This window comes from Streptomyces sp. NPDC102441 (genome assembly GCF_044765585.1).
In the GTDB taxonomy this organism is placed as follows: Bacteria; Actinomycetota; Actinomycetes; order Streptomycetales; family Streptomycetaceae; genus Streptomyces.
The window spans coordinates 416,187-435,377 of sequence record NZ_JBIWKH010000006.1; the positions used below are offsets into that span (position 1 = coordinate 416,187).

Sequence of the window (19,191 nt, forward strand, 5' to 3'; positions counted from 1 at the left end):
CCCTCCGTGCCTCAAACATACCGTAACTAGGTAGGCTCTTGGGAGCTGCACCCCTGTCTTGATCAAGGAGCCCCGTGACCACCCCCGAGTCGCCCCAGCCCGTAGACGCCGTCGACGACGACAAGTCGCACGTCCCGCCGCTGACGACCCGCGTCGTCATCGCCGAGGACGAGGCGCTGATCCGCCTCGACCTCAAAGAGATGCTGGAGGAAGAGGGCTACTCGGTCGTCGGCGAGGCCGGGGACGGGCAGCAGGCCGTCGAGCTGGCGCGGGAGCACCGCCCGGACCTCGTGATCCTCGATGTGAAGATGCCGGTCCTCGACGGGATCTCGGCCGCCGAGAAGATCACCGAGGAGTCCATCGCCCCGGTCCTGATGCTGACGGCGTTCTCGCAGCGGGATCTGGTCGAGCGGGCCCGGGACGCCGGTGCGATGGCGTATCTCGTGAAGCCGTTCAGCAAGAGCGATGTGGTTCCGGCCATCGAGATGGCCGTGTCCCGGTTCGCGGAGCTGAAGGCGCTGGAGAGCGAGATCGCGGATCTCTCGCAGCGGCTGGAGACCCGGAAGCTGGTGGACCGGGCGAAGAGCATTCTGCAGACGGATTACGGGCTGTCCGAGCCGGCGGCGTTCCGCTGGATCCAGAAGACGTCGATGGACCGCCGGATGTCGATGCAGCAGCTCGCGGAGGCGTTGATCGAGGACGCCGAGGAGAAGAAGAAGTCGGCCGAGTAGCCGGTACGGACGTACGAGAAGGGCCCGCTCCCGGACACATCCGGGGGCGGGCCCTTTCCGTACGGGCGGTGCTCAGTCCTCGCCGAGGTAGGCCTTGCGGACCGACTCGTCGTGGAGGAGGTCGGCTCCGGTGCCGGAGAGGACGACCTTGCCGACCTCCATGACGTGGCCCTGGTCCGCGAGGGAGAGGGCGGCCTGGGCGTTCTGCTCGACGAGCAGGATCGTGGTGCCGGACGCCTTGAGCTCGACGATGGTTTCCATGATCTTCTGCATCATGATCGGGGAGAGGCCCATGGAGGGTTCGTCGAGCATGAGCAGTTTGGGCTGGGACATGAGTGCGCGTCCCATGGCGAGCATCTGCTGCTCCCCTCCGGAGAGGGTTCCGGCTGCCTGCTTTCGGCGTTCCCCGAGGATGGGGAAGAGGTCGTAGGCGCGCTGGACGTCCTTTTCGATGCCTGCCTTGTCGGTGCGGAGGAAGGCGCCGAGCTGGAGGTTCTCGGCGATGGTGAGGCGGGGGAAGATGTGGCGGCCCTCGGGGGAGTGGGCGAGGCCGAGTGCCACGATCTTGTGGGCGGGGATGCCGGTGAGGGGTTTCCCGTCGAAGAGGATCCGGCCGCCGGAGGGCTTGAGGAGGCCGGAGAGGGTGCGCAGGGTGGTGGTCTTGCCCGCACCGTTGGTGCCGATGAGGGTGACGACCTGGCCGGCTTCGACGCTGAAGGAGATTCCCTTGACGGCTTCGATCTTGCCGTAGGCGACCCTGAGGTCTTCGACCTCGAGCAGTGCGGTCACTGGCCTTCCCCTTCTGTGCTGGTGGTGCCCTTTGCCGCGGTTTCCGTCTCCTCGGCTTCTGCCTCGGCTGCGGGGGTGGCCGTCTTCTCGGGGGTGTCCCCTTCGAAGGGGGTGCCGAGGTAGGCGGCGACGACGCGTTCGTCGCCCTGGACGACGGCGGGTGTGCCTTCGACGAGTTTCTCGCCCTGGACGAGGCAGGCGACGCGGTCGCAGAGGTTGAAGATGAAGCGCATGTCGTGCTCGATGACGAGTACGGCGGTGCCCATGTCCCGGATGGCGAAGATGAGTTCTTCGGTGACGCGGGTTTCCTGCGGGTTCATGCCTGCGGTGGGCTCGTCCAGGAGGAGGAGGCCGGGGTCGCTGGCGAGGGCGCGCGCGATCTCCAGCTTGCGCTGGTCTCCGTAGGGGAGGTTGCGTGCGAGGTGGTCGGCCTTGTCCTGCAGGCCGATGAACTCGAGGAGTTCCATGGCGCGTGCGTGGGAGGCGGCTTCGGCCTTCTTGAATCCGGGGCCGCGCAGGAGTGCGGACCAGAGGCCTTCCTTGGTCCTGGTGTGGCGTCCGACGAGGACGTTCTCCAGGACGGTCATGTTGGCGAAGAGCCGGATGTTCTGGAAGGTGCGGGCGATGCCTGCCTGGGTGACGAGGTGGGGCTTGGGTGGCAGGACGGTGCCTTTGTAGCGGACCTTGCCCTCGGTGGGGACGTAGAGGCCGGTGAGGCAGTTGAAGAAGGTGGTCTTGCCTGCGCCGTTGGGGCCGATGAGGCCCACGATCTCGCCTGCGTCGACCTTGAGGTCGACGTCGCGCACGGCGGTGAGGCCGCCGAAGCGCATGGTGACGCCGGAGGCGTCCAGGACCGGGGTGGTCTCGTTGGTGGTGGTCGTCATGTCGTTCACGCCCCCGCCTTCACGGTGCCGACGCCGGAGCCGGGCAAGGTGCCCTCGGGTGTGTCGAGTTGGCCTGTCTCGTGGTATTCGAGCTGGGCGCGCCGGTTGGCGATGAGGCCTTCGGGGCGGAAGCGCATCAGCAGGATGAGTGCGAGGCCGAAGCCGAGGAGCTGGTAGTCCTGGAGGAACTGCAGCTTCGCGGGGATCATGTACAGGAGTGTGGCGCCGATGAGGGGTCCGCTGATGGTTCCCATGCCGCCGAGGATGACTGCGGCGAGGAGGAAGGCGGAGTTGGGCGGCACGGGGCCGGCGAAGACGTACATCTCCGGGACGACGGTGCTCTGTACGTGGGCCTGGACGGTGCCGGCGAGGCCGGCGAGGGTGGCGCCGAGGGCGAAGGCGATGAGTTTGACGCGGAAGCCGTTGATGCCCATGGCGGTGGCGGCGGTCTCGTCCTCGCGGATGGCGACCCAGGCGCGGCCGATGCGGGAGCTGCCTGCGCGGCTGAAGACGAGGACGACGAGGATCATCGCGAGCAGCATGAGCAGGTAGTAGTTGGCGTATCCGCCGAGTTCGAAGCCGAGGATGGTGTGGGATTCGCCGAAGTCGTATCCGAAGAAGACGAGGTCGGGGATGTTGGGTACGCCGTTGGGGCCGTTGGTGATCTGGGGTCCGGAGACGCCGTCGAGGTTGCCGACGGTGATGCGGAAGATTTCGCCGAAGCCGAGGGTGACGATGGCGAGGTAGTCGCCGCGGAGGCGGAGTGTGGGTGCTCCGATGACGACGCCGAAGATCAGGGAGACGGCTGCTCCGGTGAGGACTGCTGCCCAGAAGGGGAAGTGGACGTCGAAGGCGGATGCGGTGGTGCCTGAGACGAGTGCGGCGGTGTAGGCGCCGACGCCGAGGAAGGCGACGTATCCGAGGTCGAGGAGTCCGGCGAGGCCGACGACGATGTTCAGTCCGAGTGCGACGGTCGCGAAGATGAGGATGTTGACCGCGATGAGGGTGAACTGGTCGGTGCTCTGGGTGAAGGGGAATGCTGCGGCGGCGATGAAGGCGGCGGTTACGGCGATGGGGCGGTATTTGGTGGTGAGTGCCGAGAGCCGGGCCATGAGGCCGGATTTGAACAGGGCGCCGACGGCGAAGCCTGCGGTGATCATGTAGCCGGTGAAGAGTTCGGCGTATTCGGTGTCGATGCCGTAGGTGACGACGAAGAGGCCGATGCCGAAGGCGGCGACGATGATGAGGATCTCTGCCCAGGAGGGGAGTGTCTTGGGGCGTGAGGCCTTGTGGGTGTCGTCGGGGAGGAGGAGGGCGACGAGCGGGATGGCGGAGGCCACTGCTGCGACGTAGCCGCCGGGTTCCAGGTTGACGACGCCGCCGAGTTCCACGGCGATGGCGATGATGGTGAACCAGGTGGTTCCGAAGGCGCCGAGGGCGAGGAATCGGAGGGCCTTGGTGGTGCCGGTGGGGGCGATCCAGCGGAGGCCGGGGATGTCGAGGGCGGCGAGTGCGTACAGGAGTACGAGGGCGCCTGCGGCGAGGGTGAGGACCTGGAGGCCGCCGGGGTAGCCGTAGACGGTGAGGTCGCCGGGGAACTCGTCGGTGTAGGTCCAGGACATGAAGGTGGCGGCGATGGTCGCGATGCCGCCGAGGGCGGTGAGGCGGCGCAGGCCGGTGGTCCGGGAGCCGGGGCCGGTTGGGGTGGTGGCTGTGGTTGTGGTGGTGTCGGTTGTCATGGCTCTCACGCCCGATCCGCGACGCGCTCACCGAGCAGGCCTTGTGGCCTGACGAGGAGGACGACGATGAGGAGTACGAATGCCCAGACGTTGGCCCAGGCGCCGCCGCCGAGCTGTTGCATGCCGGGGATCTCTTCGATGTAGGCGATGGAGAGGGCTTCGGCGAGGCCTAGGACGACTCCGCCGACCATGGCTCCGTAGATGTTGCCGATGCCGCCGAGTACTGCGGCGGTGAAGGCCTTGAGTCCGAGGAGGAAGCCCATCTCGAAGTTGATCTGGCCCTTGTCGAGTCCGTACGCGACGGCTGCTACGGCGGCGAACGCGGCTCCGATGGCGAAGGCCATCACGATGATGCGGTCGGTGTTGATGCCCATGAGCTTGGCCGTGTCGGGGTCCTGTGCGGTGGCTTGCATGGCGCGGCCGCTGCGGCTCTTGGCGACGAACATGCCGAGGGCGAGCATGCAGAGGGGTGCGAGGACGAGGATGAAGGCGTCGGCGCGCTGGAGGTAGAGGTTGTCGAAGATCTTGAACGACTCGCCCTGGAACTCGGGGAAGCTGCGCGGCTTCTTCGCGTCGGGGTAGAAGCCCCAGACAAGCTGCTGGAGGACGATCGAGAGGCCGATCGCGGTGATGAGCGGGGCCAGGCGGGGCGCGCCGCGCAGGGGGCGGTAGGCGAAGCGTTCTGCCGCTGTGGCTACGGCGACGGAGGCGATTGCGCCGCCGATGATCATGAGGGGAATGACCACCATGAGCGACGTTCCGCTGGGGAGTGCTAGGTAGGTGGTGAGGGCGCCGAAGCCCCCGATCATGAAGATCTCGCCGTGGGCGAAATTGATGAGCTGGACGATGCCGTACACCATGGTGTACCCGATGGCTATGAGGCCATAGAGCGCGCCGAGTGCGAGACCGTTGGCCAGCTGTTGCGGCAGTTCGTTCACCGCAGTGCCTCCGATGAGCTTGTCGGATATGACACCGCGCGAGGGCGCTGTTTGCGCCCTCGCGCGGTCAGGAGTATGTGCTGAGGGTGTGCCGGGTGATCAGTCCTCGAACGTGGCGCTCTTGACGTCCTTCCAGGCACCCTTCTGGACCGAGTAGACGGTGAGCTGCTTGTTGGTGGTGTCACCGAACTCGTCGAAGGAGACCTTGCCGGTCACGCCGTCGAAGGAGACCTTGGCCATGGCCTCGACGACCTTGGCGCGGGCGTCTTCGGGGAGCTTGCCGTCGTTCTCGGCGACGACGGCCTTGACGGCCTGGATGATGGCCCATCCGGCGTCGTAGGAGTAGCCGCCGTATGCCGCGAAGGGGTCCTTGTAGCCGCCGGCCTTGTAGTCCGCGATGAACTGCTTGGCGGTCGGGAGGGCTTCGACGGGGTAGCCGACGGAGGTGGCGAAGTCGCCGTCGTTGGTCTCACCGGAGGCGCTGATGAAGGCGGGGTCGTAGATGCCGTCGCCGCCCATGGTGGGGATCTTGGCGCCGGTCTTCTTGATCTGGTCGGAGAGGAGGCCGCCCTCGGGGTACTGGCCGCCGTAGTAGACGGAGTCGGCGCCGGAGCTCTTGACCTTGTCGGCGGTGCTGGAGAAGTCGGTTTCCTTGACGGTGACGTGGTCGGTGCCGGCGACGGTGCCGCCGAGGCGCTTGAATTCCGCGGAGAAGATCGCGGCGAGGCCGGCGCCGTAGGTCTGCTTGTCGTCGACGACGTAGACCTTCTTCTTCTTGGCGTCGTTGAAGAGGTACTGGGCGGCGAACTTGCCCTGGACGACGTCGGTGGCGCAGGTGCGGAAGTAGGTCTTGAAGACGCGCTTGCCGTTGCCCTTGGCCCAGTCGTCGCCCTGGCTGAGGGCGGGGTTGGTGTTGGCGGGGGAGACCTGGGCGAGGTCTGCCTTCTCGAAGACGCCCTGCATGGACTGGGCGACGCCGGAGTTCAGGGGGCCGACGGCTCCGAGGACGTCCTTGTTGCCGACGAGTTTGGTGGCGTTGGCCTGTCCGGAGGCGGGGACGGCCTGGTCGTCGAGGCCTTCGATCTTGAATTCGATGCCGGGGACTTCGTTGTTCTTGTTCGCGGTCTTGGCCGCGAGGTCCACGGAGTTCTTGATGCCCTGGCCGAGCGCCGAGAGGGATCCGGTCAGCGGGGCGTCGACGCCGATGACGACGGTGGTCTTGCCGCCGCTGTCGTTGCTGCCCTTGCTGTCGTCGTCGCGCGATCCGCAGGCGGTGAGGGTGAGTGCACCGGTGGTGAGCACTGTGGTGAGGATGATCAAAGAACGGTGTCGCACGAAAGGTCCTTTCCCTGGCGCGGCCTCCTCTGCATGAGGTGCCGTGACTACGCCGGGCTGTACTGGTCGATACAGGGCCGTGCAGCAGACACGCCCGGCGGCGCGGTGACTGGCCGTGACTCTAAGGGCAGGTGGGGGGGTGCGGGACGGGTCCGCTGATGATGTGACTGTCTTGTTATGCCGTGGGGAAGGCTTGATGGTCGCTGTGTGGACATGTACGGCTTTTCGGCGGGGTCCGAAGTGACCGTATGGTGAGAACATGCAGCTCTGCTAAGGGGCTTGGTGCGATCTTGGTGCTGTCGGACGAACGGGGCACAAGGGGCACGGGGGAGATCGGTCCGGTGCGTGGATGGGTGGTGGCGCGCCGTTTTTCGTGTATTGCACACATGTTACGGAGTGTTACATCTGCGAGGTGTGTTTACGGCGTCGTGGAGGCGGCGTGGCTGTTGAAGTGGGTCTTGGGACAGGCTTGCGAGTCAGAGGTGTTGACCGTGCGTGTTCGGTAACTTCCCGTAAATCCCCCGGATATGGGTCTGCCCGGTCCGGAATGCGGTGTGCTTTCCGGCCGGGCAGTGGGTGTCGGGGTGGCGGGTCGTTCAGTCGGCGGCGGGGCCGGGTGCGTCGCGGAGCAGGCAGGTGAGGCGGGCGGTGCAGACCCGCTTGTCGTGCTCGTCGGTGATGACGATCTCGTAGGTGGCGGTGGAGCGCCCGCGGTGGACGGGGGTGGCGGTGCCGGTGACGAGGCCGCTGCGGGCGCCGCGGTGGTGGGTGCAGTTCAGGTCGACGCCGACGGCGAGCTTGCCGGCCCCGCCGTGGAGCATGGAGCCGACGGAGCCGAGGGTCTCGGCGAGGACGGCCGAGGCGCCGCCGTGGAGCAGCCCGTAGGGCTGGGTGTTGCCTTCGACGGGCATGGTGCCCACGACGCGCTCGGCGGAGGCCTCGACGATCCTGACGCCCATGCGCTCGCCGAGGTGTCCGGCGGAGAAGAGTGCGGGGAGGTCGACGCCGAGTGCCGCGTACTCGTCGATGATCTCCTGGGGGAACGTGGGTGCGGTGTGCTCGCCCATCGGGTCCTGCTCCGATCGTGTGCGGTCGTCGTCCGTTGCTGTGTGCACTGTTCTTATCAGATGACTGAGCGTGCGCTTAGGGCCTCTTGTCCGGATCGGGCGTGCTCAGGTCGTCTCGAACCGGATGACGACGGACTTGCTGGCCGGGGTGTTGCTGGTGTCCGCGGTGGCGCCGAGGGGGACGAGCACGTTGGTCTCCGGGTAGTACGCGGCGGCGCAGCCGCGGGCGGTGGGGTAGTGCACGACGCGGAAGCCGGGGGCGCGGCGTTCGACGCCGTCCTTCCACTCGCTGACGAGGTCGGTGTAGGCGCCGTCGGCGAGGCCGAGGGCGTGGGCGTCGTCGGGGTTGACCATCACGATGCGGCGGCCGCCCTTGATGCCGCGGTAGCGGTCGTCGAGGCCGTAGATCGTGGTGTTGTACTGGTCGTGGGAGCGCAGGGTCTGGAGCAGCAGCCTGCCTTCGGGGAGCTCCGGGTACTCGACGGGCGCGGCGGTGAAGTTTGCCTTGCCGGTGGCGGTGGGGAAGCGGCGTTCGTCGCGCGGGGCGTGGGGCAGGGAGAAGCCGCCCGGCCGTGCGACGCGTGCGTTGAAGTCCTCGAAGCCGGGGACGACGCGGGAGACGCGGTCGCGGATCGTCCCGTAGTCCTTCTCGAACTCCTCCCAGGGTGTGGTGGACCGGGGGCCGAGGACCGCGCGGGCCAGGCGGGCGACGATGGCCGGTTCGGAGAGCAGGTGGGGGCTCGCGGGGGTGAGGTTGCCCCGTGAGGAGTGGACCAGGCCCATGGAGTCCTCGACGGTGACGAACTGCTTAGTCCCCGCCTGTACGTCCTTGTCGGTGCGGCCCAGGGTGGGAAGGATCAGGGCGCGGGTGCCGGTGACCGCGTGCGAGCGGTTGAGTTTGGTGGAGACGTGGACGGTGAGCCGGGCGCGGCGCATGGCGGCTTCGGTGACGGCGGTGTCGGGGGTGGCGCCGACGAAGTTGCCGCCCATGGCGAAGAAGACCTTGGCGTCGCCGTCGCGGAGTGCCTCGATGGACCGTACGACGTCGTAGCCGTGGTGCCGGGGTGAGGTGATGCCGAATTCCTGGTCGAGGGCGTCGAGGAACGCGGTGGAGGGGCGTTCGAAGATGCCCATGGTGCGGTCGCCCTGGACGTTGGAGTGGCCTCGGACGGGGCAGACGCCTGCGCCGGGCCTGCCGATGTTGCCGCGCAGGAGGAGGAGGTTGACGACTTCGCGGATGGTCGGCACGGAGTGCTTGTGCTGGGTGAGGCCCATGGCCCAGCAGACGATGGTGCGTTCCGACGCGAGGATCATGGCGAGCGCCTGTTCGATGGCGTCGCGGTCGAGGCCGGTGGCGGTGAGGGTGTCGTCCCAGTCGGCCGCGCGGGCGGCCTGGGCGAATTCCTCGTAGCCGTGGGTGTGTTCGGCGATGAAGGCGGTGTCGACGGCGCCGTCGGCCTCGATGATCATTTTGTTCAGCAGGCGGAAGAGTGCCTGGTCGCCGCCGATGCGGATCTGGAGGAAGAGGTCGGTGAGGGCGGCGCCCTTGAGCATGCCCTGGGCGGTCTGGGGGTTCTTGAACCGTTCGAGGCCGGCCTCGGGCAGCGGGTTCACCGAGATGATCTTCGCTCCGGCGGTCTTGGCCTGTTCGAGGGCCGAGAGCATCCGGGGGTGGTTGGTGCCGGGGTTCTGTCCGGCGACGATGATCAGGTCGGCGTGGTGGAGGTCCTCGAGGCTGACACTGCCCTTGCCGATCCCGATGGTCTCGGTGAGGGCCGAGCCGGATGACTCGTGGCACATGTTGGAGCAGTCGGGCAGGTTGTTGGTGCCGAACTCGCGGGCGAAGAGCTGGAGGAGGAACGCGGCCTCGTTGCTGGTGCGCCCGGAGGTGTAGAAGAGGGCCTCGTCGGGCGAGGAGAGTGCGGTGAGCTCCTCGGCGATGATCTCGAAGGCGCGTTCCCAGGTGACGGCCTCGTACCGGTCGGCGCCCTCGGGGAGGTACACGGGCTGTGTGATGCGTCCCTGCTGGCCGAGCCAGTAGCCGCTGCGGGTGCCCAGGTCGGCGACGGGGTGGGCGGCGAAGAAGTCGGGGGTGACGCGACGCAGGGTCGCTTCCTCGGCGACGGCCTTGGCGCCGTTCTCGCAGAATTCGGCCGTGTGGCGCTTGTCGCCCTCGGGCCAGGCGCAGCCGGGGCAGTCGAAGCCGTCCTTCTGGTTGACCTTGAGGAGGGTCTGCGCGGTGCGGCGTACGCCCATCTGCTGCTGGGCGATGCGCAGTGTGTGGCCGATGGCGGGCAGCCCGGCGGCTGCGTGCTGGACCGCGTCGATCTGCGGCGCGTCCTGGACCGGGTCTCCGGTCGGGGGCTTCGTGGCCATGGTGCTCCCCTTCGAGCCTTCGGTCGCCTCCGGCGGCGCCGTGCGGGCGTGCGTGCCGCGTCCGTGCTTGCCGTGGCGTCCTGTCGCGTCTTCTTACGCCTTCACAGTCCTTCGATCCTGTCATGCACGCGTGCCGGGGCGTGCCGGGGTGCTCCTCGGGAAGCGGGGAGGCGCGGTGAGGCCGCTCCGGGGGCGGGTCGGCGGTGTCCGGGACGGGGGCAGGGAGCCGGCCGGTCCGGATTGTCAGTGGTCCGTGGCAGGATCGGGGGCGTGGCTGAGACGGCATCGAAGAAGACGGCAGACAACCGACCGCGCCTGCTCCTGATGGACGGGCACTCCCTGGCGTACCGGGCGTTCTTCGCCCTGCCCGCGGAGAATTTCACGACGGCGACGGGGCAGCCGACGAATGCCGTGTACGGCTTCATGTCGATGCTGGCGAACACGCTGCGCGACGAGGCGCCCACTCATTTCGCGGTCGCGTTCGACGTGTCCCGTAAGACGTGGCGTGCGCAGGAGTTCCCGGAGTACAAGGCGAACCGTTCCAAGACCCCCGACGAGTTCAAGGGGCAGGTCGAGCTGATCGGCGAGCTTCTGGACGCGATGCACGCGGACCGGTTCGCGGTGGACGGGTTCGAGGCCGACGACGTCATCGCGACTCTGGCCACGCAGGCCGAGACGGCGGGTTACGAGGTGCTGATCGTCACGGGCGACCGGGACTCGTTCCAGCTGATCACGGACAATGTGACGGTGCTCTACCCGACGAAGGGCGTCTCGGAGCTGACGCGCTTCACCCCGGAGAAGGTCCAGGAGAAGTACGGCCTCACGCCTTCGCAGTATCCGGACTTCGCTGCGCTGCGGGGTGACCCGTCGGACAACCTTCCGGGGATCCCCGGTGTGGGTGAGAAGACGGCGGCGAAGTGGATCAACCAGTTCGGTTCGTTCGCGGAGCTGATCGAGCGGGCCGACGAGGTCAAGGGCAAGGCCGGCCAGAATTTCCGGGACCACCTGGACGCGGTGAAGATGAACCGTGTGCTGACCGAGATGGTCCGTGACGTGGAGCTGCCGAAGGCCCCGGCCGAGCTGGAGCGCGCTCCGTACGACCGCACGGCGGTCACGGGTGTGCTGGACATCCTGGAGATCCGTAACCCGAGCCTGCGCGAGCGGCTGCTCGCCGTCGACCCGGGTGCGGAGGAGGCCGGTCCGCCGGAGCCCCTGGCCGGTATCGAGCTGGACGGCGCGGTGCTCGGGTCGGGCGAGGTCGCCCCGTGGCTGGAGTCCCACGGCGGTCAGCCGCTCGGTGTGATGACCGTCGACACCTGGTCGCTGGGCACCGGCACGGTCACGGAGATCGCGCTCGCCGCCGCCGACGGGGCCGCCGCCTGGCTGGACCCGGCCGAGCTCGACGAGGCCGACGAGCAGGCTCTCGCCGCGTGGCTCGCGGACCCGGCGCGGCCCAAGGTCCTGCACAACGCCAAGAACGCCCTGCGGGTCTTCCCCGAGCAGGGCTGGCGGCTGGACGGCATCGCCATGGACACCGCGCTCGCCGCCTATCTCGTCAAGCCGGGGCGCCGTTCCTTCGCCCTGGACGCGCTGGCCGTGGAGTACCTCGGCCGTGAGCTGGCCCCGGCCCCCGCGTCCGACGGTCAGCTGGCCTTCGGCGCGGACGACCGGGCGGAGGCCGACGCCCTGATGGCGCAGGCCCGCGCGGTGCTGGACCTCGGCGACGCGTTCACGACGCGCCTGAAGGAGGTCGGTGCCACCGGGCTCCTGCACGACATGGAGCTGCCGACATCGATCATGCTGGCCCGTCTGGAGCGGCACGGCATCGCCGCCGACCGGACTCATCTGGAGGGCATGGAGCAGCAGTTCGCCGGTGCGGTGCAGCAAGCGGTGAAGGAGGCGCATGCCGCGGTGGGCCGTGAGTTCAACCTCGGCTCGCCCAAGCAGCTCCAGGAGGTGCTCTTCGGCGAGCTGGCCCTGCCGAAGACGAAGAAGACGAAGACGGGCTACACGACCGACGCGGACGCGCTGGCCTGGCTGGCCGCGCAGACCGAGCACGAGCTGCCGGTCATCATGCTGCGCCACCGTGAGCAGGCGAAGCTGCGGGTCACGGTCGAGGGCCTGATCAAGACGATCGGTGCGGACGGCCGTATCCACACCACGTTCAACCAGACGGTCGCGGCGACGGGCCGGCTGTCCTCCACCGAGCCCAACCTGCAGAACATCCCCGTGCGTACGGACGAGGGGCGGGCGATCCGCCGGGGTTTCGTCGTGGGCGAGGGCTTCGAGACGCTGATGACGGCCGACTACAGCCAGATCGAGCTGCGCGTCATGGCCCACCTCTCCGAGGACGCCGGCCTGATCGAGGCGTTCACCTCCGGGGAGGACCTGCACACGACGGTCGCCTCGCAGGTGTTCGGCGTCGAGAAGTCGGCCGTCGACGCGGAGATGCGCCGCAAGATCAAGGCGATGTCGTACGGGCTGGCCTACGGGCTCTCCGCGTTCGGCCTCTCCCAGCAGCTGAACATCGAGGCCGGCGAGGCGCGCGGGCTGATGGACACCTACTTCCTCCGGTTCGGCGGGGTGCGCGACTATCTGCACCGGGTCGTGGAGGAGGCCAGGGCCACCGGGTACACGGAGACGATCCTCGGCCGCCGCCGCTATCTCCCGGACCTGAACAGCGACAACCGCCAGCGCCGCGAGGCCGCCGAGCGGATGGCGCTCAACGCCCCGATCCAGGGAACGGCCGCCGACATCGTGAAGGTCGCGATGCTGCACGTGGACCGGGCGCTGCGGGAGGCGGAGCTGACGTCACGCATGCTGCTCCAGGTCCACGACGAAATCGTCCTGGAGATCGCGAAGGGCGAGCGGGAGCAGGTCGAGGAGATCCTCCGCCGGGAGATGTCCACGGCGGTCGAGCTCCGTGCGCCGCTGGACGTCTCGGTCGGCGTCGGCAAGGACTGGGAGACGGCAGCGCACTGAGTTCCCCTCCAGGAGCCGGGCTCAGCCGGTGTCCTGGCCGGCCGGGCGGCCCTGTGCGGTGTCCGCACGGGGCCCGTCCGACGGCCGGGGCACGGACGGTTTCCGCAGCAGCCGCATCCACGCCCCGTACAGCACGAGGCCGGCCGCCAGGCCCGCCCCGGCGCCGAAGCACGCGGTCGGGATGATGTCCAGAGGCGTGTCGACGTGCCCGAAATAGGCGTACCAGCGGGCACATCGGTGGACGATGCCCAGCAGGACGCACAGGGCGAGGAGAACACCGGCCCATCCGCGTTCGGCCCGGCCCAGCACCGGCACGGAATCCGGGGCCGGCAGGGGCCCGACGAGCCGCAGGCCCGTGTACGTGAACCATGCCAGGAGCACCAGGGCCACGGCCGAACTGCCGTACTGGACGATCTGGAACACCGGGTAGCCGCCGACGCTCCGGCCGAGGACGGGGACAAGCTCCGTGCCCCACCGGTCGTGATGAGTGAAGGCGTCCCACACCACATGGGTTCCCGAGCCGATGACGGCGGACCCGACGAACCACCCCGCCTCGCGGAGGACCGGGAGACCGGGCACCCGGCGCCGCCCCCGTACGAAGGTGTGCACGCGCCCCTGCGCCGCCCCGGGCAGCAGGGCGACGAGTGGTTCGCGCAGCATCAGCCAGAGGGCCACCAGGGCGCCCGTGATGAGGACATCCACGGTGAACACTCCCCACACGGCGTGTGTCACCTCGCCGAACTCCATCGCTCCCGGCACGACCGTGTCCGCGTAATAGGTGATGTCGGGTGCGAACGACCCGGCGACGAGGGCGGAGGCGACGAGAGTTCCGCGCCCCGTGCCGGACCTGCGGATCCCAGGGAGTACGGCTGCGGCGTGGCTGAGTGTGAACGGCATGGCGGCAGTATGCGTGAGCCCGCGTCACCCGGCCGGGGCACCCTGGTGACTTGACGGCCGCGAAGCTGAGAAACCGGTAAGAACCGGGCGCGGACCAGTGTTCGGGCGACGGGAGTTGTCGTAGTGTCGCCAGAGTTCTCGCGCGGGGAGCGCGGACAGCCGTCGACGGGGAGGAACCGACACGTATGGCAGCGCAATTCGGCCGCAGACTGCGCAGGGGGGCCACGACCACCGCGGTGGCCGCCGCCGCCGTCGCCGCCCTTTCCGCCTCTCAGGCTCCTGCCGCACCGCAGCCCGACAGTGCGGACGACCGGACGTCGGCCGGCGCGACACCGCCCGGCGACAGCGCGGCCACGGGCAACTCGCCCTACTACACGGATCTTCCGCCGCTCGATACGCCCAACAAGCCCGATTCGTCCGTGAATCTTCCGGTGACCGGCACCGCCGAGGCGGGTATACCCGCCACGGTCCTGGCCGCGTACAAGAAGGCCGAGCAGAACCTCGCGAGCACCGACGCCGCGTGCCGCCTGCCGTGGCAGCTCCTCGCCGCGATCGGCAAGGTCGAGTCCGGCCAGGCCCGCGGCGGCAAGGTCGACGCGAACGGCACCACCACGTCCCCGATCCTCGGCCCGGCGCTCAACGGCCAGGGCTTCGCCCTGATCAAGGACACCGACGGCGGGGCGTACGACGGGGACTCTACCCACGACCGCGCGGTCGGCCCGATGCAGTTCATCCCGTCGACCTGGGCGACCTGGGGCCAGGACGGGAACGGCGACGGGCGCAAGGACCCCAACAACGTCTACGACGCGGCGCTGGCCGCCGGGCGCTACCTCTGCGCGGGCACCCGCGACCTGTCGCTCGCCACGGACCTCGACCGGGCGGTGCTGAGCTACAACCACTCGACGGAGTATTTGCGCACGGTGCGCTCCTGGTTCGACTACTACAGGCGCGGTACCCACGAGGTCCCGGACGGCTCGGGAGTCCTCCCCGTCGACACCGGAAGCGGCCTGCCCTCCCCGTCGCCGACGCCCACGCCCCCGTCCTCGTCCAGCCCCCCGAGCGGCGGTACGTCCCCGAGCCCGGACCCCAGCCCGGCGAAGCCCGGCAGCACCACGCCGAGCCCCGACCCCACGCCTCCTCCCACGACGCCGCCGACCACCCCGCCGACCACCCCGCCCGCGGTCTTCGGCAGCCTCGAGAACGCGGGCACCGGCGTCCTCACCGCCACGGCAGGCGACGCGTTCGCCGAGCGCGTCAAGGTCCGGGCGAGGAACACGCTCGGCGCCCCGCTCGCCAGGACGTCGGTCACCTTCACCGTCGTCGGTGACACGGACACCCGCTTCACCGGCGGGAAGCGCACCGTGACCCTGACCACCGGGGCCGACGGCACCGTCACCGCCCCCGTCCTGACGGCCGGTGAGAAGACGGGCCCCGTCAGGGTGACCGCCGTCGCCGGCACCACCACGCCGCGCACCGTCAGCTACCTCGCGACCGTCACGGCCCGGGTCGCGGACACCATCGTCCGTACCGACGACAAGGTTCTGACGGCCGCCCCCGGCGCCGAGTTCGCCGACCGGCTCGAGGTCAGGGCGGCCTACAAGGGCACGGGGGTGGCGGACACCGCCGTCACCGCCACGATGATCACCGATGCGGAGACGCCCACCGCGAACGACAAGGGTCCGTACTTCAAGGACGCGCTCGGCATTCCCGTCCGCATCCTGACCCTGACGACCGGCGCCGACGGACTCCTCGAACTCCCGAAGATCTACGCCGACGACACGGCGGGCACCTACGAACTGCGGCTCACCACCGCGAGCGGCGCCACGCTGACCGTCGAGCTGAAGGTCGAGGCGCCCGCGGCCTGACCCGCACGGGACCAGGGGTGTCCGGCTTCCGAGCCGTACGCCCCTGGCTCTGGACAGCCCTCAGTCGCGGCGCAGCCTCGCCGAGGTGAAGCGGGTCGCCTCCACCGTCGTCGGGTCCTCGGGCCAGGGGTGCTTCGGGTAGCGGCCGCGCAGCTCCGCCCGTACGCCCCGGTACCCCTCCCGCCAGAACGACGCCAGGTCCGCCGTCACCGCCGCCGGGCGCCCGGCCGGGGACAGCAGGTGGACCAGGACGGGCACGCCCGCCACCCGGGGCGTCTCGCCCATCCCGAAGAGTTCCTGGAGCTTCACCGCGAGCACGGGCTGCTCGCCGCCGTACTCCACCCGGATCCTGGACCCGCTCGGCACCTCGATCCGCTCCGGGGCGAGCTCGTCGAGCCGGGCGGCGTCGCCCGTCGCCCACGGCAGCAGCCGCCGCAACGCCTGCCCGGCATCGATCCGCCCCAGGTCCGAGCGGCGGCCGGCACGTGACAACTCGGGCTCCAGCCACTCGTCGGCACGGGCCAGCAGCGCGTCGTCCGACACATCGGGCCACGGCGCCCCCAGCACCCGGTGCAGGAACGAGAGCCGCAGCCGCAGCTGCTCACTGTCCCGGGTCCACCGCAGCAGCCCCGGCCCCTCGCGTCGCAGTCCGTCCAGCAGCGCCCCGCGCACCAGCTCCGGGGCGGGCCGCCGCAGTGGGCGTGCCGACAGTTCGACGGCCCCGAGGCGTTCCACGGAACGGGCCACCACGTCGCCTTCCGCCCACCGCACCTCCTCGCCCGAGAACCGCAGATGTCCGGCGGCCAGCCGCGCCGTGCCCTCGTCGACGACGGCCGCCAGCCGCACCTGGGCGGACGCGGCGTGGGCGGGCCGGTCGGCGACCGCGACCGCGATCCACGGCGCGCTGCGCAGCCGTGAGCCGTCCCGGAGCTCCGCGCCCGTGCCCGACACCATGAGGAAAGCCCCCTCGCCCCGGGCGCGCGCCACCCGCTCCGGGAACGCCAGCGCCGCCACCAGTCCCACGGCGGCGTCGTCCGGACCGGCAGCCGCGTCGTTCGCGGAGGCGGGGGACTTCGATGAGCCGAGGGACTGCGAGAGCCGCCGCACCTCCTGCCGCCAGCGGGCCGCGTAACCGTCCCCGCCGCGCCGCGCCGTGCGCAGCGCGTGCGCCAGGTCGTCGCCGTACTCCCGTGGCGGCTCCTCGCCGATCAGCGCCACCACCTCCGCGGCCCGCCGCCCCCCGACCTCGTCCGCGCCGTCCAGGAGGGCACGGGCCAGCCGGGGGTGCAGGCCCAGCCGGGACATCCGTACGCCCCGGCTCGTCGCGCGTCCCGCGGCGTCCACCGCGCCGACCGCCGTCAGCACCTCCCGGGCCGCGCCCATGGCGCCGGCGGGCGGCGGATCCAGCAGCGCGAGCCCCGAGGCGTCCGGATCGCCCCAGCAGGCCGCCTGCAGCGCGAACGCCGCGAGGTCGGCCACCTTGATCTCGGGGGAGGGGAACGCGGCCAGGCGCCCGTCCCCGGCCTCCTCCCAGCAGCGGTACACCGCGCCCGGAGCCTCACGTCCCGCCCGGCCCGCGCGCTGGCGTCCCGCCGCCCGCGAAGACCGCACGGTCGTCAGGGCGCCCAGCCCCCGCGCGTGGTCGGTACGCGGCTCCCTGGAGAGGCCGGAATCCACGACGACCCGCACTCCTGGCACCGTCAGGGACGACTCCGCCACGGACGTGGCCAGCACCACCCGCCGCCCGCCCGACGGCCCCGCCAGCACCGCGTCCTGCACCGCCGCCGGGGCGCGCCCGTGCACCTGGAGCACCTCGGCGCCGACGCCCGTGAGCTGTCCCGCGACCCGGCCGATCTCGCCGACGCCGGGCAGGAAGCACAGGACGTCACCGTCCCGCTCGGAGAGCGCCCGGCGCACCACCGCGGCGACATGTGTCAGCAGGGCCGGGTCCACCCTCATCCCGTGGGGCGGCCGGACGGGGCCGGCCGGTGGCACCCACACCACCTCCACCGGATGGGAGACGCCTTGGGCCTCGACCACGGGGGCGTCGCCCAGCAGCCGGGACCAGCCAGCGGCGTCCGTCGTCGCCGACGCCGCCACCAGACGCAGATCGGGCCTGATCGTCCCCCGTACGTCGAGCAGGAACGCGGCGGCCGTGTCCGCGTCCAGATGGCGCTCGTGGCACTCGTCGATGATCACGACGTCGACCCCGGCCAGCTCCTGGTCGCGCTGCAGCCGCTGGAGCAGGACCCCGGTGGTCACCACCTCCACCACCGTGTCGGGCCCCACGGTCCGCTCACCGCGCACCGTGAACCCGACCCGGCCCCCGGTCCGCTCCCCGAGCAGCCACGCCATCCGCCGCGCCGCGGCCCGGGCGGCGATCCGGCGGGGCTCGGCGACGAGCACCCGGCGCGCCGGACCGCCGCCGGTCAGCCCCGCGAGCACCAGGGGCACAAGGGTCGTCTTGCCGGTGCCGGGCGGTGCGCAGAGCACCGCGGCGCCCCGCTCGTCGAGCGCCCGCTCCAGGGCGGGCACAGCGGTGCGAACGGGCAACTGGTCCAGGGCGTCGGTACGGATCACGCCCCCAGTCTCGTACGCCGTCCCGTACGCCGGTGACTCAGGAGGCCCGGCGGTCCCGCTCGCAGACGAAGATCGCGGTCCCGGGGATCAGATGGCCGCGCAGGGGGGACCAGCCGCCCCACTCCTGGTTGTTCCAGGCCGGCCACTCCGGCTCCACGAGATCGATCAGCCGGAAGCCGCCCGCCACCACGTCCCGCACCCGGTCGCCCAGCGTCCTGTGATGCTCCACGTACACCGCGTCGCCCCCCTCGTCCTGCTCCACGTACGGCACGCGGTCGAAGTAGGAGGCGGAGACGGAAAGGCCCTCGGGGCCAGGCTCGTCGGGGAACGCCCAGCGGATCGGGTGGGTCACCGAGAAGACCCAGCGGCCGCCTGGCCGCAGCACCCGGCGCACCTCGCGGAACACCTGTACGGGGTCGGCGACGAAGGGCACCGCTCCGTAGGCGGAACAGGCCAGGTCGAAGGAGCCGTCCCGGAAGGGGAGCCGCCCGGCGTCGGCCTCGACGAGGGGGACGCCGTCGCCGATGCGCAGGGCGTGCTGGAGCTGGCGGTGGGAGAGGTCCAGGGCCACCGGGCGGGCGCCCCGGGCGGCGAGCCAGCGCGAGCACTGGGCGGCACCCGCCCCGATCTCCAGGACGTCCAGGCCCTTCAGATCGTCCGCCGGGCCCAGCAGGGCGGCCTCGGCCTCGTCCAGCCCCTCCGGACCCCAGACGAAGTGGTCGTCCCCGAGGAACGCCCCGTGGTCGCTCTGGTACTCGTCGGCGTTCCGGTCCCACCAGCCGCGGCTCGCCCGGCTGCTCTCCGCCTCGCCGGCTTCCCGCCGGGTCGCTTCGGGTTCGGACCCGTAGATCTCTTGGCTCATCGTGCCCGTCGTTGTAGTTTGCCTTCACCCGCCTTGCGCGGGTGCCTCCACGGGCCGCAGCGGTGAGTGCGCCTGTGCGCGCACGACATGCCGCTGCGACCGATGTGGCCTCGGTGAACGTGAGTTGTGCCGGGATTGGGGTGTTG

At 70.3% G+C, this 19,191-nt stretch carries 13 protein-coding genes; 3 read left to right on the top strand and 10 right to left on the bottom strand.

Going from position 1 to position 19,191, the window contains the following annotated elements; genetic code table 11:
• Positions 1-74 precede the first annotated feature (74 nt).
• Positions 75-731, top strand: coding sequence for a response regulator (locus ACIREO_RS16020; protein ID WP_351280279.1), 657 nt, complete (start codon positions 75-77; stop codon positions 729-731).
• A gap of 72 nt (positions 732-803) precedes the next feature.
• Here ACIREO_RS16020 and ACIREO_RS16025 read toward each other — a convergent pair whose 3' ends face one another.
• The 7 genes from ACIREO_RS16025 to ACIREO_RS16055 all read right to left on the bottom strand — a co-directional run bounded on the left by ACIREO_RS16025 (position 804) and on the right by ACIREO_RS16055 (position 9,859).
• The gene (locus ACIREO_RS16025) at positions 804-1,520 is read right to left on the bottom strand and encodes an ABC transporter ATP-binding protein (protein WP_389201346.1); all 717 of its coding nucleotides are present in this window, start codon (positions 1,518-1,520) and stop codon (positions 804-806) included.
• The gene (locus tag ACIREO_RS16030; RefSeq protein WP_404109999.1) at positions 1,517-2,404 is read right to left on the bottom strand and encodes an ABC transporter ATP-binding protein; all 888 of its coding nucleotides are present in this window, start codon (positions 2,402-2,404) and stop codon (positions 1,517-1,519) included. The genes ACIREO_RS16025 and ACIREO_RS16030 overlap by 4 nt, the downstream gene beginning before the upstream one ends.
• A gap of 5 nt (positions 2,405-2,409) precedes the next feature.
• Positions 2,410-4,143, bottom strand: a complete 1,734-nt coding sequence (locus ACIREO_RS16035) for a branched-chain amino acid ABC transporter permease (RefSeq protein WP_404109732.1) — start codon at positions 4,141-4,143, stop codon at positions 2,410-2,412.
• A gap of 5 nt (positions 4,144-4,148) precedes the next feature.
• Positions 4,149-5,081, bottom strand: a complete 933-nt coding sequence (locus ACIREO_RS16040) for a branched-chain amino acid ABC transporter permease (protein ID WP_389201344.1) — start codon at positions 5,079-5,081, stop codon at positions 4,149-4,151.
• Between the two features lie 99 nt (positions 5,082-5,180).
• Positions 5,181-6,416 (bottom strand): branched-chain amino acid ABC transporter substrate-binding protein, encoded by a 1,236-nt coding sequence (locus ACIREO_RS16045; RefSeq protein WP_404109735.1) that lies wholly within the window; start codon positions 6,414-6,416, stop codon positions 5,181-5,183.
• A 596-nt stretch (positions 6,417-7,012) separates the two neighbouring features.
• Positions 7,013-7,483 carry a PaaI family thioesterase gene (locus ACIREO_RS16050; RefSeq protein WP_404110002.1) on the bottom strand — a complete coding sequence of 157 codons (471 nt, stop codon included), beginning with the start codon at positions 7,481-7,483 and terminating at the stop codon, positions 7,013-7,015.
• Positions 7,484-7,588: 105 nt separating this feature from the next.
• Positions 7,589-9,859 carry an FdhF/YdeP family oxidoreductase gene (locus ACIREO_RS16055; protein WP_404109738.1) on the bottom strand — a complete coding sequence of 757 codons (2,271 nt, stop codon included), beginning with the start codon at positions 9,857-9,859 and terminating at the stop codon, positions 7,589-7,591.
• A 270-nt stretch (positions 9,860-10,129) separates the two neighbouring features.
• Between ACIREO_RS16055 and polA the strand changes: the two genes are divergently transcribed.
• Positions 10,130-12,841 (top strand): DNA polymerase I, encoded by a 2,712-nt coding sequence (gene polA / locus ACIREO_RS16060; RefSeq protein WP_404109741.1) that lies wholly within the window; start codon positions 10,130-10,132, stop codon positions 12,839-12,841.
• 21 nt (positions 12,842-12,862) lie between these two features.
• Here the strand turns inward: polA and ACIREO_RS16065 are convergent, their stop codons facing one another.
• Positions 12,863-13,738 carry a DUF4184 family protein gene (locus ACIREO_RS16065; RefSeq protein WP_404109744.1) on the bottom strand — a complete coding sequence of 292 codons (876 nt, stop codon included), beginning with the start codon at positions 13,736-13,738 and terminating at the stop codon, positions 12,863-12,865.
• Between the two features lie 185 nt (positions 13,739-13,923).
• Here ACIREO_RS16065 and ACIREO_RS16070 point away from each other — a divergent pair, with 185 nt between their 5' ends.
• On the top strand, positions 13,924-15,603 hold the full coding sequence (locus ACIREO_RS16070; RefSeq protein ID WP_404109747.1) for a lytic transglycosylase domain-containing protein: 1,680 nt from the start codon (positions 13,924-13,926) through the stop codon (positions 15,601-15,603).
• Positions 15,604-15,663: 60 nt separating this feature from the next.
• On the opposite strand, the gene hrpB is transcribed toward ACIREO_RS16070, so the two are convergent.
• Together hrpB and ACIREO_RS16080 are read right to left on the bottom strand one after the other, a co-directional pair.
• Entirely contained in the window at positions 15,664-18,183 is a 2,520-nt protein-coding gene (gene hrpB / locus ACIREO_RS16075; protein WP_404109749.1) for an ATP-dependent helicase HrpB, read from the bottom strand.
• 37 nt (positions 18,184-18,220) lie between these two features.
• Positions 18,221-19,045, bottom strand: coding sequence for a class I SAM-dependent methyltransferase (locus ACIREO_RS16080; RefSeq protein ID WP_404109752.1), 825 nt, complete (start codon positions 19,043-19,045; stop codon positions 18,221-18,223).
• Between the last annotated feature and the right edge of the window lie 146 nt (positions 19,046-19,191).

What these genes read in the sequence shown, in the direction of transcription:
- ACIREO_RS16055 (WP_404109738.1), bottom strand. Translation starts at nt 9,859, where the DNA reads ATGGCCACGAAGCCCCCGACCGGAGACCCGGTCCAGGACGCGCCGCAG.
- ACIREO_RS16065 (WP_404109744.1), bottom strand. Translation starts at nt 13,738, where the DNA reads ATGCCGTTCACACTCAGCCACGCCGCAGCCGTACTCCCTGGGATCCGC.
- ACIREO_RS16050 (WP_404110002.1), bottom strand. Translation starts at nt 7,483, where the DNA reads ATGGGCGAGCACACCGCACCCACGTTCCCCCAGGAGATCATCGACGAG.
- ACIREO_RS16070 (WP_404109747.1), top strand. Translation starts at nt 13,924, where the DNA reads ATGGCAGCGCAATTCGGCCGCAGACTGCGCAGGGGGGCCACGACCACC.
- ACIREO_RS16035 (WP_404109732.1), bottom strand. Translation starts at nt 4,143, where the DNA reads ATGACAACCGACACCACCACAACCACAGCCACCACCCCAACCGGCCCC.
- ACIREO_RS16030 (WP_404109999.1), bottom strand. Translation starts at nt 2,404, where the DNA reads ATGACGACCACCACCAACGAGACCACCCCGGTCCTGGACGCCTCCGGC.
- ACIREO_RS16080 (WP_404109752.1), bottom strand. Translation starts at nt 19,045, where the DNA reads ATGAGCCAAGAGATCTACGGGTCCGAACCCGAAGCGACCCGGCGGGAA.